This window comes from Thiobacillus sp., assembly GCF_018780105.1.
In the GTDB taxonomy this organism is placed as follows: domain Bacteria; phylum Pseudomonadota; class Gammaproteobacteria; order Burkholderiales; family Thiobacillaceae; genus Thiobacillus.
On sequence record NZ_JADMKC010000051.1, the window covers coordinates 15519 to 27712 of the forward strand.

11 protein-coding genes and 2 pseudogenes are annotated in these 12194 nt (G+C 64.3%); 4 read left to right on the forward strand and 9 right to left on the reverse strand.

The genetic code is table 11. The features are described from left to right. Positions 1 to 60 precede the first annotated feature (60 nt). Complete coding sequence (hemH, locus tag IV098_RS15215) at positions 61 to 1164, reverse strand: ferrochelatase (RefSeq protein WP_296890568.1); 1104 nt, start codon at positions 1162 to 1164, stop codon at positions 61 to 63. Continuing rightward, a complete protein-coding gene (gene hrcA / locus IV098_RS15220) occupies positions 1161 to 2180 on the reverse strand; it encodes a heat-inducible transcriptional repressor HrcA (protein WP_296890569.1) in 1020 nt (339 codons plus the stop codon). Before hrcA ends, hemH begins: the two co-directional genes overlap by 4 nt. 87 nt (positions 2181 to 2267) lie before the next feature. Here hrcA and IV098_RS15225 point away from each other — a divergent pair, with 87 nt between their 5' ends. The 3 genes from IV098_RS15225 to IV098_RS15235 are packed head-to-tail and all read left to right on the forward strand — an operon-like array spanning position 2268 to position 5285. Further along, positions 2268 to 3140, forward strand: coding sequence for an NAD kinase (locus IV098_RS15225; RefSeq protein ID WP_296890571.1), 873 nt, complete (start codon positions 2268 to 2270; stop codon positions 3138 to 3140). A 7-nt stretch (positions 3141 to 3147) separates the two neighbouring features. Then, the gene (recN, locus tag IV098_RS15230) at positions 3148 to 4803 is read left to right on the forward strand and encodes a DNA repair protein RecN (protein WP_296890574.1); all 1656 of its coding nucleotides are present in this window, start codon (positions 3148 to 3150) and stop codon (positions 4801 to 4803) included. Next, a complete protein-coding gene (locus tag IV098_RS15235) occupies positions 4800 to 5285 on the forward strand; it encodes a thermonuclease family protein (protein WP_296890576.1) in 486 nt (161 codons plus the stop codon). Before recN ends, IV098_RS15235 begins: the two co-directional genes overlap by 4 nt. Before the next feature lie 78 nt (positions 5286 to 5363). On the opposite strand, the gene IV098_RS15240 is transcribed toward IV098_RS15235, so the two are convergent. Both IV098_RS15240 and IV098_RS15245 read right to left on the reverse strand, forming a co-directional pair. Next, positions 5364 to 5540 carry a hypothetical protein gene (locus IV098_RS15240; protein ID WP_296890577.1) on the reverse strand — a complete coding sequence of 59 codons (177 nt, stop codon included), beginning with the start codon at positions 5538 to 5540 and terminating at the stop codon, positions 5364 to 5366. Between the two features lie 2 nt (positions 5541 to 5542). Continuing rightward, positions 5543 to 6028 carry a hypothetical protein gene (locus IV098_RS15245; RefSeq protein WP_296890580.1) on the reverse strand — a complete coding sequence of 162 codons (486 nt, stop codon included), beginning with the start codon at positions 6026 to 6028 and terminating at the stop codon, positions 5543 to 5545. Between the two features lie 62 nt (positions 6029 to 6090). Between IV098_RS15245 and IV098_RS15250 the strand changes: the two genes are divergently transcribed. Further along, on the forward strand, positions 6091 to 6447 hold the full coding sequence (locus IV098_RS15250; RefSeq protein ID WP_296890583.1) for a mechanosensitive ion channel family protein: 357 nt from the start codon (positions 6091 to 6093) through the stop codon (positions 6445 to 6447). A gap of 135 nt (positions 6448 to 6582) precedes the next feature. Here IV098_RS15250 and IV098_RS15255 read toward each other — a convergent pair whose 3' ends face one another. The 5 genes and pseudogenes from IV098_RS15255 to acnA all read right to left on the reverse strand — a co-directional run. Continuing rightward, a complete protein-coding gene (locus IV098_RS15255; protein WP_296890586.1) occupies positions 6583 to 7761 on the reverse strand; it encodes a DUF1214 domain-containing protein in 1179 nt (392 codons plus the stop codon). Positions 7762 to 7849: 88 nt separating this feature from the next. Further along, on the reverse strand, positions 7850 to 9268 hold the full coding sequence (locus tag IV098_RS15260; protein ID WP_296890588.1) for a DUF1254 domain-containing protein: 1419 nt from the start codon (positions 9266 to 9268) through the stop codon (positions 7850 to 7852). 425 nt (positions 9269 to 9693) lie between these two features. Beyond that, positions 9694 to 9867 (reverse strand): annotated as a pseudogene (locus tag IV098_RS15265) (IS110 family transposase); the annotation flags it as partial. A gap of 43 nt (positions 9868 to 9910) precedes the next feature. Then, a pseudogene (locus IV098_RS15270) lies at positions 9911 to 10050 on the reverse strand (IS3 family transposase); the annotation flags it as partial. A 9-nt stretch (positions 10051 to 10059) separates the two neighbouring features. Continuing rightward, positions 10060 to 12194, reverse strand: a 2135-nt coding sequence (acnA, locus tag IV098_RS15275; protein ID WP_296890590.1) for an aconitate hydratase AcnA, incomplete at its 5' end; no start/stop codon positions are given.

Sequence of the window (12194 nt, forward strand, 5' to 3'; positions counted from 1 at the left end):
CAACCGGCATATCGCGCATGCTGCGCAACCGCGATTTAACGTGGGTTGTTTGGGGATACGCTAATTCCGGGCGCCCAGGTTTAACGCCATGCGCCTGCTGGTTTGCCGCGCTTCTTCGTCGGCATTGCGCTCGCCGTCGAGACTGACCCAGCCGCCCAGATTCTCCAGCGCAATCTGGCCCAGCGCGGCAATCCATTGCGGGTGCTCGTTGAGCGCAGGAATGTAGCGGAACTCCTGGCCGCCGGCTTCGAGGAAAGTGTCGCGGCCTTCCATCGCCAGTTCCTCCAGGGTTTCCAGGCAGTCTGCGGTAAAGCCGGGCGCCACTACGTCCACGCGTTTGACGCCTTCCTTGCCGAGCGCGGCCAGGGTCTTGTCGGTGTAGGGCTGGATCCATTCGGCGCGGCCAAAGCGCGACTGGAAGGTGAGGCGGTACTGCTGCGGCTCCAGCCCGAGCGCCGCGGCCAGCAGGCGTCCGGTTTTCTGGCATTCGCAGTGGTAGGGATCGCCCTTTTCCAGGGTGTAGCGCGGCACGCCGTGAAAACTCATGACCAGCACGTCGGGACGGCCGTTGCGCTGCCAGTCGTCGCGGATGTTGGCGGCGAGCGCCTGGATGTAGGCGGGATGGTCGTGGTAATGCTTGAGCGTGCGCAGCGCGGGCTGGTTGCGCGTCTTTTGCAGCCAGGCAAAAGCCATGTCGAAGGCGGTGGCCGTGCTGGAGGCGGCGTATTGCGGGTAGGCGGGCAGGATCAGGATGCGCTCGCAGCCTTCTGCCTTCATGCGCGCCAGGGTGGCCGGAATCGACGGCTGGCCGTAGCGCATGGCGTATTCGACCTTGAGCGGGCTGGTGATTTTTTCACCCAGCCAGCCGCGCAGCAGCGTGGCCTGTTTTTCGGTGTGGACGCGCAGCGGCGAGCTGTCGGCGGCCCAGATCGCGGCGTATTTTTCGGCGGATTTCTTCGGTCGGGTATTGAGGATGATGCCGTTGAGGATCAGCCACCAGACCAGGCGCGGGATTTCGACCACGCGCGGGTCGGACAGAAACTCTTTCAGATAAGGCCGCAGCGCCTGCGCGGTGGGCGCTGCCGGCGTGCCCAGGTTGACCAGCAGGATGCCGGTGCGGGCGGCTTGGCCGTGCACGTAGTCGGGTTCTTTGAGATAGCTCATCCGTGGTGCGACAGCGCGCTCGAGAGAAGTTTGGCGGTGATGTCGACAATCGGCACCACCCGTTCGTAGGCCATGCGGGTAGGGCCGACCACGCCGAGCGTGCCGACGACCTGGCCGTTGACGGAATAGGGCGCGCTGACCAGGCTGCATTCGTCGAGCGGCAGCAGCTCGGATTCGCCGCCAATGAAGATCTGCACGCCGGCGGCGTTGCGCGACTGATCGAGCAGCTGCAACAGCCCGGTCTTCTGCTCGAACGCGTCGAACAAGCGGCGCAGGTTGCCCATGTTGCTGGACAGTTCGTTGACGTTGAGCAGGTTGCGGCTGCCGGATACGACCACGTTTTCCTGGCTGGCATCCGCCGCCTGGCTGCCGGCGTCGACCGCGGCGGCCATCAGGCGGGTGATGTCGTCGCGCACGCGGCCGAGTTCGTCGCGCAGCTTGGCGCGTACCTGATCAAAACGGTGACCGGCGAAATGCTGGTTGAAATAGTTGGCCGCCTCGGTCAGCACCGACGGGCTGACCGCCTGCTCGGTCAGGATGACGCGGTTTTCGACCTCGCCTTCCATGGTGACGATGATCAGCAGAATGCGTTTTTCCGACAGGCTGATGAATTCGATCTGGCGGAATGCGGGGTTGCGCCGCGGCGTCATCACCAGCCCGGCAAACTGGCTGAGGTCGGACAGCAGGGTGGAGGCGGCGGTCATCAGGCGCTGCGGGTCGGACGACGCCAGGCTGTGTTCCAGCTGGTTCACTTCGATCTGCGCCAGCGGGCGCATGGTGAGCAGCGTGTCGACGAAGAAACGGTAGCCGCGCGGCGTGGGAATGCGCCCGGCCGAGGTATGCGGGCTGGCGACGAAGCCCATTTCCTCAAGGTCGGCCATGATGTTGCGGATGCTGGCAGGAGACAAGTCCAGCCCGGCGTGTTTCGACAGGGTGCGCGATCCGACCGGCTCGCCATCGACGATATAGCGTTCGATCAGGGTTTTCAGCAGGATGGACGCGCGCTCGGTCAGCATGCGGCAATTATAAGGGAGCAGTGGGCGGTGAACGGAATTCCCGCTTGCCGCTCACCGCTCACCGCTCACCCTTTATAATCGCCCTCCATGCAAACCCCTTTCCATACCGTCGGCCTCGTCGGCAAATACGACAAACCCGAGATGCACGATTCGGTGTGCGTGCTTGCCGAGTTCCTGCAGACGCGCGGCCACAGCGTTCTCCTGGCCAGCCAGACCGCCGAACGGCTGAAGCTGCACAATTGCCCTACCCGCAGCCTGCATGACCTGGCGACGGAAAGCGATGTGGTGGTGGTGATCGGCGGCGACGGCACCATGCTGTCGATTGCGCGCGAACTGGCGCCGCACGGCGTGCCCCTGATCGGCATCAACCAGGGCCATCTGGGATTCCTCACCGACATCACGGTCGAAGACATGTTCGATGCCGTCGCCGAAATCCTCAGCGGGCAGTACGTGGCGGAAGAACGCATCCTGCTCAACGGCCAGGTGCGGCGCGGCGGAGAGAAAGTGTTCGAGGCCACCGCGTTCAACGACGTGGTGCTCGGCAAGGGCGGCTCGGGCCGTCTGATCGACCTCGAAATCTCCATCAACAGCGAGTTCGTCTACAGCCAGCGCGCCGATGGCCTGGTGGTCACCACGCCAACCGGCACCACGGCCTATGCGCTGTCGGCGGGCGGGCCCATCGTGCACCCGACGCTGGAAGCCGTGGCGCTGGTGCCGATCTGCCCGCACACCCTGTCGGCGCGCCCAATCGTGGTCAGCAGCCATTCGCGCATCGAGTTGCACCTGACCTATGCCGACGATGCGCGCGTGCATTTCGATGGCCAGCACTATTTCGATCTGCACAGCGGTGATCATGTCTGGATCACCCGCGCCAACCGCCCGATCACCCTGCTGCACCCGCATTCCTACAGCTACTACGATACCCTGCGGCAGAAGCTGCACTGGGGCAAGAAACTCTGAGCAGTTCATGCTCGCCCATTTATCCATCCGCAATTACCTGCTGGTCGAATCGGTCGAGCTCGATTTCGCGCCGGGGCTCACCGTTCTCACTGGCGAGACTGGCGCGGGCAAATCGATACTGGTCGATGCGCTGGCGCTGGCGCTGGGCGACCGCGCCGAAGGTGGCGTGGTGCGCAGCGGCGCGGCGCGTGCCGAAATCGCCGCCGAATTCGTCATCGAAGGCCTGCCGGCCCTGGCCCGCTGGCTGGATGAAGCCGGCTTTGCCGCAGACGACGGCATGCTGATCCTGCGGCGGGTGATCGAAGCCGGGGGACGCTCGCGCGCCTTCATCAACGGCAGTGCCGCGCCGCTCGCCCAGCTCAAGGAAGCCGCCGAATTCCTGCTCGATATCCATGGCCAGCATGCGCACCACGCGCTGCTGCGTCCGCAAACCCAGCGCGAAGTGCTCGACGCCTATGCCGGCGCTCAGGCTACCGCCGCCGCCGTCGCGACCGCCTGGCACGCCTGGCAAAGTGCGCGCCAGCGGCGGCTCGACGCCGAATCCAGCGGCCAGGCGCGGCAGATCGAACGCGAAGGCCTGCAGTTGGCGGTGGAGGAACTGCGCGCGCTGGGCGACAACCTCGCGCGCTGGGACGAGATCCAGACCGAACATGCGCGACTGTCGCATGTCACCACCCTGATCGAAGGCAGCCAGGCGCTGATCGCCGGGCTGGACGAAGACGAGTCCGCCGTCTCCAGCCAGCTCGGCGAGCTGGGTGCGCGGCTCGATGCGATGCAAACGGTGGACGGCAGCCTGCAGGAGGTGGCGACGCTGCTGCATTCGGCCAGTGCCGATCTGGCCGAGGCGGTGCATGCGCTGCGCCGCTATTCCAATCACCTGAATCTCGACCCGGAACGACTCGACGAACTGGACCGTTTGTTGAGCGACATGCACCGGCTGGCGCGCAAACATCGCGTGCAGCCCGATGCGCTGGCGGGTCTGCTGGAACAGTTTCAGGCACGCCTGGCCGCGCTGGATGCCAGCGACGATCTCGATGCCCTGCAGGCCAGCGAGGCCGCCGCCATCGCGCATTACCAGCAGGCAGCCCAACAGCTCAGTGCGCAGCGTAGCAAGGCCGCTCTCGCGCTCGCCAAACAAGTCACCGCCGCGATGCACGAACTCGCGCTGGCCGGCGGCCGGCTCGACATCCAGTTGCAGCCGGTGAGCGAACCGCGCGCCCATGGACTGGAAGACGTCGGCTTCCTCGTCGCCAGCCACACCGGCCTGCCGCCGGGGCCGCTGGCCAGGGTAGCATCGGGCGGCGAGCTGTCGCGCATCAGCCTGGCGATCCAGACGGCGCTGTCCGGCGTGGCGGGTGTACCGACGCTGATTTTTGACGAAGTCGATGTCGGAATCGGCGGTAGCGTGGCCGAGGCCGTGGGGCGGCGCCTGGCCCGGCTCGGCGAAACGCGTCAGGTGCTGGTCATCACCCATCTGCCGCAGGTCGCCGCGCGCGGCACCCAGCACCTGCGTGTCGCCAAGCATGCCAATGGCGGCTTCGTGTCGTCCAACATCGAATTGCTCGACGCCGACGCGCGGGTGGAAGAACTTGCCCGCATGCTCGGCGGCATCAAGATCACCGCCACCACCCGCCAACACGCAGCGGAGATGCTCGCCGGGTGAAACACCTGATAGGCGCGCTCTGCCTGTTGCTGGTCGCCGTAGTGCCGGCGTGGGCAGGCACGATGAGCGGCGTGGTCTTTGTGGTCATCGACGGCGATACCGTCCTGTTCAAGCCGGATTCCTATAACGCTGCCTCGCGTGCCTTCCTGAAAATTCGCCTGGCCAACATCGATGCCCCTGAAAAGGATCAACCCTACGGCGAAGCGGCCACCCGTGCGTTGAGCGCTCTGGTGCTGAATCAACGGGTTGAGCTGAACACGGTCGCGATCGACGCCTACGGGCGCACGATTGCGCAGATCCAGTTGCGTGACGTGCAGGTGAATGCCGAACTGGTGCGGCGCGGGCTGGCCTGGGCATCAGCCTATCATCGCAGTGCTGAATTGAAGGCGGTGCAGCGAGATGCGCAGCAGGCTGCGCGTGGACTGTGGCGGGAGGCTGAGCCGGTACCGCCCTGGGTGTGGCGGCGGGAAAACGCAAATTGAATGCGTACCATCGAAATGGTGCCAGCGTTCCAAGTCATGACCCCCTTGACAGGCAAGACGGTATCTACGCGGGCTGATTCAGCCCGGGCGTTCTTTCTTCACAACGTTGGCGTGATCGCCGACCGGCTGCGCCATACGCAGAAACATCGCGAGTTCTTCGATCCAGCGCAGCTTGCTCTCGACCGGCAATGCGCGAAAGGCCCGCAAGCGCTCGTCGCTGACAAAATAAGTACGGTCGCCGCGATCAAATGGCATGGTCAGATTTCTCCCAGCCGCTTCAGGTGTTCGATATCGGACAGATCGATCGGACGCCCCGCTGCCTGTTTCAGCGCGATCAAGTCGTCAACGCCGATAACCACGATGGGCACCTCGCCAGCCTTGAAGATCACGGCACGCTCGCGCATCCCGGCGTAATCAACCGGCGGATACAGCAATACATCCACAGTGATGCCGGCCAGCCCCGGCGCATGCAGGGCAAATACCTCAAGATTGCGTTCGCGATGCCATTCCGCAAGCTGGTCAACATCGATCAGGGTATTCAGATCAACTGGCAAGACCGGCGTCATCCCGAGTTCGCGCGCCATCGCCACCAGCGAAGCCAGATTTTCCGGCGTCATCGCCACGGTCACGTCGATATCCATCGTCGCCCGCTCGATGCCATGCAGCGAAACCGCCAGGTCGCCGATCAGGACGTAATCGACGTGGTGGCGGGAGAGCGCGGAGAAGAGATCGAGGTAGAACATCTAATCGTGGGAGTTAGAAATCGTTGTCTGATCGGTATTCGTATTGCCCGCGCTGCTGTCGCATGAACCGGCGCCTCGACATCGAGGTCGGCGTTGCCTACGGCTCCGATCCGGCGCAGGTCGTCGCGCTGCTGAAGCGGGTGATCGCCGCCACGCCGGACGTGGCGCAGCACCCGGAACCGACTGGGCTGTTCTTGCGCCTGGGCGCCAGCTCGCTGGATTTCTCGGTGCGCGCTTGTACCCACGATTTCAGCAACTGGGCCAACGTGCGCAGCGACCTGATGACACGCATCTACGCCGCACTGAACGAAGCCGGTATCGAGATCCCGTTCCCGCAGCAGGACCTGCACCTACGCAGCGTGTCGGAGCAGGCTGCGGCGATGCTGGCCACGCCGCGGCCAACTGCGGACGAGAGCTGATCGAGCGGCCACAGATGCGGCGACGCTCGCCGGTTGGCCCTGTCCACGACTCCGGCAGCGCCATCCTTGCAGGCGCTGGGCGGTTTTCCGCGGCCCGCGCCCAACCATGCGGATCGCGTACCGCGTGCATGACGGTTACTTGATCGGTTCGGCGACGGGGAACGACCAACTGCTGTCCAGGATTTCCTGGCGCGGGCGGTACAGTCGAACCATATAGTTCCAGCCTTTGGTCACCGGCAGGCAGTTTGGGGTGTCCTTGCTGCAATCGCCGAACTGGATCGTGATGGAACCGTCCGCCGCCTTCTTGCCGGTGATGCTGTTGATCGAATAGGCGTTCAGGTCGTTGGGCTTGAAGTAACCGTCGGCGGTGTACACGGTCACCGACCAGAACCCATCCACCGGAACCTGATTGACCGCGAGTCGGTACGGTGTCTTGCCGTCGTTCTTTTGTGGGAACACGTTCAGGTACACCGCGTCCTTGTCGGGATTCAGGCCCCAGCCCGACGCCGCCGCGGCGATGCGCCGGACCGGATCGACGGAGTCCTTGTTCGGGCCGGCGGCGTAGCGCAGGTCCGGGATGGTGTCGGACAAGGCGATCAACGCTTCGCGGGCTTTCTTCTGGCTGACCGGATCCCACTGCGGAATCTCGAAGGTGCCCGGGCCACCGGGCTGGCTGACGGCGATGGCATCCTGCAGCGCGTTCGCCTGCTTCATGTCCTCCGGGTCGTTGGGATCGGCCAGGGTGCGCACGGCCACCATCGCATAGCGGGTGCCCACGCTTTCCTTACTAAGCGTATAGGCGCCGGCACCGTAGAAGACCTGCGGGTTGTAATGGTCTTCATTGATGACTAGAGCCGACTGAAACCGCCCGCCCGAGTCCGGCAGGGTGATGGTGACCGGACCAGCATCGAGATCGAACAAGCCGGCCGAATAGATCGTGTCGCGGTTGAGCCGAACGATCAGCTGCTTGTCGACCGGAGCCGGTGTACGGGTGTGCTTGAACTGGCCGAATGCCCCGTCCTTGAACTGGGCGGCGAAGTAGACGTCGGATTCTGCGCGGATGAAGTTGTCGGGCGTGACGAGGATCTTGCCGTCGGCGGTCTTTTTCCACAGATCCGGGCTGGCCAGGTCGGGGACCACCGAAGGCGTCGCGGCGACGGCGGGCGCCGCATCCGGCGCGGCGGATGCACTGGCCGCAGCCGAATCGGCCGGGGCCGCGGTCGGCTCGGCGCGGTCGGCACCGCCGCAGCCGGCCAATGCCACGATCAGCGCGGCGGAGAGGGAATTGCAGGCGATCCGAATATTTTTGTTCATGGTGTAATCTCGATGGGAATCTAGGCGAATGGACTGGAAAGACAGGTAAGGGCAGGCGGCAGTAGCCGCTGGCTACCGGCCGCGCGCGTCACTGCGCCGTGCGGACCGCCGGCGGCGCCTTCCAGAGGCCGTCCAGGGCTTCGGGCTTGGGCCAGTACTCGCGCATGACCATGAAGAACGGCCCCTTGGGTGCCGGCAGCCAGTTGGCCTCCTTGGCCTTGCCCGGCGATTCGTGCTGGATGTACAGCGTGATGCCGCCATCCGCGTCGCGGACGAGCTTCGGCTCCATCGGCGAATTGATCAGGTAACGGTTGATCGGGTTTGCAGTCAGCAGGCTGGCCGGCAGCTCGTACATGGTCAACGACCAGAACGAGTTGACCGGCGGCAGCTTGCCCGGCTCGAAACGCACTGTGTAGCGGTTGGCTACGCCATCCAGCGGCTTGCCTTCGGAATCGGTGAAGTACGCCGGATAGTTCGCCTCTTCCTTGGAGTTGCCGTAGATGCCGAGCACCGCCGACGCCATGCGCATCATGTAATCGTTGCCGAGGAACGCACGCGTACCGAATCCATCGGCGCTGCTCTTCTTGCCGGTGTCGATCACCTCGGCCTTGAACTGCGCAAAGGCCCTCCAGGCATCGGCCATGCCTTCCTCCACCGCCCGACGCTGCTCAGGCGACAGCGCGGCGACATCGAACGGCTTGCCCGCACTGATGCCGGCCTTGGCGAAGCGCTCCATCAATGCCATTTCGCTGGGATGGGTCGGAGTGAATTGGAGCAGGAAGTTGAGGATGCCGAAGAATTCCGGCGAGGTCTTCTGCGCCTCGGCCGACAGCGGTTGGATGATCTCCGCGGCCGCTGCCGGCGGTGGCAGGGTCCCGGCGAATCGCGACAAAGGCTGGACCCTGTATTGAGCCTGGATCTTCTTGACCGCCCCGAGATCAGCATCGCCGAACAGTTGGGTACGGTACAGCACGAAGGCCAGGTCTGTCTCCGAGCGGATCACCGACTTGATCCCCTCTGGCACCTGGCCCTGCCACCTGGGTCCGGCCAGCAGGTAGCTGCCCGCCTCGCGGCCGGTCGCACGACTGCCCACGTACGCAAAATTGTGGGTGTACATGTCGATGAACTGCAGCGAGTAGTAGCGGTCCGGGATCGCCGGCACGCTGATCACCAGCGGCTCGGCGCGAAGATCCGCACCGAGGAAGCTGTAGGGCGTGTCCGAGTTGGGGGTCTGGATCGCCTTGTCCTGCGGGGTGAAAACGCGGGCCACGTTATGCACCTTGTTCCACCCACCCTTGTATTCCGGGTTGGCCTGGTCGACGAAATAGGAATACTGGATACGGTAGCTGTCCACCATCGGGAAGCCATAGGTGTAGGCCTCCTTGATGATCTCCCGCAATTCCGCCGGCGTGGCCTGGGTGGCTACCGCCGGGGCCACGGTGGTAGCAGTTGGATCAGGGGCCTTGCTGCACGCTACGAGCGTCAAGGCCAATACGGCGGACGCCATCAATCCCGCAGAACTCCCGGAACTCATCATCATTAACGCATCTCCGTTCTCTGGTTGGTCGAGGAAATGAAGTACCGACGCCGTTCCTTGCAGCCCCCAGCCTCATTACCCCCCTCAAGAGGGTCCCGGGGGATTCTACTTTCAAATGGGTGATGAGTGAATACAGTGGCCTGCGGGACTGGAACCGCCAGATTCGCCACTGAAGTTCCGAGCCGAGTCCCCTTGGCTGGTGCTGGAAGGCTGTTTGGTTTGAGTCACGCAGCTTCGGCTTCCGCTGGCAGGATATTCCCGATCGACCCCAGCAACCGCTTGTGGTTGTACCAGTCCACCCAGTCCAGCGTGGCCAGTTCTTAACGTGAAAACCGGTACTGCCAAGGCGAATGGAGTCCTGCCGATGAAGGCTATGGACAGGCAAAGCGAAGCTGTCAGGTGCTGGCCGGCGAGATGAAGCCGAACTTGGTCAGCGCCTTGATCCCGCGGGGGGCGTTACGTTGGATGGAGAGCGCTTCATCGTCGGTGGTGGAATCCCGGTAATGTTCGCTCCGCCCGAGCATGAAGAAGATGGTGCGGAGAATCTTGTGGCCGATGGCGATGATGGCGCACGGGGCAAATCTCAGACAGGGCGTAGTGTCCACGCTGGGTGTCGATCCAGGCATACTTCACAGCGCATCCTTTGCAAAGTACGCCGTGGCTTTTTTTAGGATTTCAACCTTGCACCAGAGACGGCCGACCTCGGCACGCGCCCGTGTCAGTTCCATCTGTTCAGGCGTGACCTGCCGCCCACGCATCGATCACCCCACCAACTGCTCCAACACAAACGGAAGAATTCCGCCCTTGTTGTAATACTCCACTTCAATCGGCGTATCGATGCGCAGCTTGACGGCCACGCGCTCGCTGCCGCCGTTGGCGCGGTGAATCACCAGCGTCACATCCTGCTGCGGCACGATGCCGGTTTCGATGCCTTCGAGGTCGAAGGTTTCGCTGCCGTTGAGCTTCAACGTGGCGGCATCGACGCCGTCCTTGAACTGGCAGGGCAGCACGCCCATGCCGGCGAGGTTGGCGCGGTGGATGCGCTCGAAGCTCTTGGCGACGACGGCCTTGACGCCCAACAGGGTGGTGCCCTTGGCGGCCCAGTCGCGGCTGGAACCGGTGCCGTATTCTTCGCCGGCAAAAATCATCAGCGGCTTACCTTCAGCCTGATACGCCATCGCGGCGTCGTAGATGGCCTGCTGCTCACCGCCTTTCAGCGTGATGCCGCCTTCGCTGCCGGGGATCATCAGGTTCTTGATGCGGACGTTGGCGAAGGTGCCGCGCATCATCACTTCGTGGTTGCCGCGGCGGGCGCCGTAGCTGTTGAAGTCGGCTTTCTGCACGCCGTGTTCGGTGAGGTACAGGCCGGCCGGCGAGGTCGGCTTGATGCCGCCGGCGGGGCTGATGTGGTCGGTGGTGACCGAGTCGCCGAAGATCGCCAGCGCGCGGGCGGCCTTGATCGAGGTGCTGGCCACGGCCTGCTGCTGGGCGAAGAACGGCGGCTGCTGGATGTAGGTCGATTTCGCGTCCCATTCGTAGACCATGCCGGTGGGCGCGGAGACGGCATCCCACAACGGGTTGTCGGCGCCGACGTCGGCGTAGATCTTGCGGTAGGCGGCGGGGTCGGTCGCGGTATTCATCACGGCGGCGACGTCGGCGTGGCTCGGCCACAGGTCTTTGAGGAACACCGGCTTGCCGTCCTGGCTGGTGCCAAGCGGCTCGGTTTCGAAATCGATGTCCACCCGGCCCGCCAGCGCGAAGGCGACGACCAGCGGCGGCGACATCAGGAAGTTGGCCTTGACCGCCTGGTGCACGCGCGCTTCGAAGTTGCGGTTGCCCGACAGCACCGAGGCGACGACCAGATCGTGGTCGGCGATGGCCTTGTCGATTTCGGGCTTGAGCGGGCCGGAATTGCCGATACAGGTGGTGCAGCCGTAGCCGACGACACTGAAGCCGACCTGTTCCAGCGCGTCCATCAATCCGGCCTTGTTGAGGTATTCGGTGACCGCGCGCGAGCCGGGGCCGAGCGAGGTTTTGACGTGCGCGGGCGGCTTCAGACCCAGCGCGGCGGCCTTCTTGGCCAGCAGGCCGGCGGCCAGCATCACGCCAGGGTTGGAGGTGTTGGTGCACGAGGTGATCGCGGCAATCGCGATGTCGCCGTGCTTGATCGGCGTGTCGCCGGTGTGCAAAACCGCTGCGCCCTTGGCGTAGCCGCCGTCGGCCACGGCCTTGTCCATCAGGCCGGTGAACGCGGATTTCAGATTGGCCAGTGCAATGCGATCCTGCGGCCGCTTGGGTCCGGCCACGCTGGGTTCAACGGTGGACAAGTCGAGTGCCAGCGTCTGCGAGTAGTCGATGTCGCCTGCCTGCGGAATGCCGAACAGTCCCTGCGCCTGGTAGTAGGCGCGGATGGTGGCCACCTGCGCCTCGCTGCGGCCGGTCGCGGCAAAGTACTGGCAAGTGGCTTCGTCGACCGGGAAGAAGCCCATGGTCGCGCCGTATTCCGGCGCCATGTTGGCGATCGTCGCGCGGTCGGTGACCGACATCGCGGCGACGCCCTCGCCGAAGAACTCGACGAACTTGCCGACTACTTTCGCCTTGCGCAGCATTTCGGTGATGGTCAGCACGATGTCGGTGGCGGTGACGCCCGGTTTGGCCGCGCCGGTGAGGTTGACGCCGACGACGTCGGGGGTGAGGAAATACACCGGCTGGCCGAGCATCGCGGCTTCGGCTTCGATGCCGCCGACACCCCAGGCGACGATGCCGAGGCCGTTGATCATCGTGGTGTGGCTGTCGGTGCCGACCAGCGTATCCGGATAGGCGACGCCGTCCTTTTCCATCACGCCGCGCGCCAGGTATTCCATGTTGACCTGGTGCACGATGCCGACGCCGGGCG

Coding starts and splice junctions, on each gene's coding strand:
- recN (WP_296890574.1), top strand. CDS start 3,148: ATGCTCGCCCATTTATCCATCCGCAATTACCTGCTGGTCGAATCGGTC.
- hemH (WP_296890568.1), bottom strand. CDS start 1,164: ATGAGCTATCTCAAAGAACCCGACTACGTGCACGGCCAAGCCGCCCGC.
- IV098_RS15240 (WP_296890577.1), bottom strand. CDS start 5,540: ATGCCATTTGATCGCGGCGACCGTACTTATTTTGTCAGCGACGAGCGC.
- IV098_RS15260 (WP_296890588.1), bottom strand. CDS start 9,268: ATGGCGTCCGCCGTATTGGCCTTGACGCTCGTAGCGTGCAGCAAGGCC.
- hrcA (WP_296890569.1), bottom strand. CDS start 2,180: ATGCTGACCGAGCGCGCGTCCATCCTGCTGAAAACCCTGATCGAACGC.
- IV098_RS15250 (WP_296890583.1), top strand. CDS start 6,091: ATGAACCGGCGCCTCGACATCGAGGTCGGCGTTGCCTACGGCTCCGAT.
- IV098_RS15255 (WP_296890586.1), bottom strand. CDS start 7,761: ATGAACAAAAATATTCGGATCGCCTGCAATTCCCTCTCCGCCGCGCTG.
- IV098_RS15245 (WP_296890580.1), bottom strand. CDS start 6,028: ATGTTCTACCTCGATCTCTTCTCCGCGCTCTCCCGCCACCACGTCGAT.
- IV098_RS15225 (WP_296890571.1), top strand. CDS start 2,268: ATGCAAACCCCTTTCCATACCGTCGGCCTCGTCGGCAAATACGACAAA.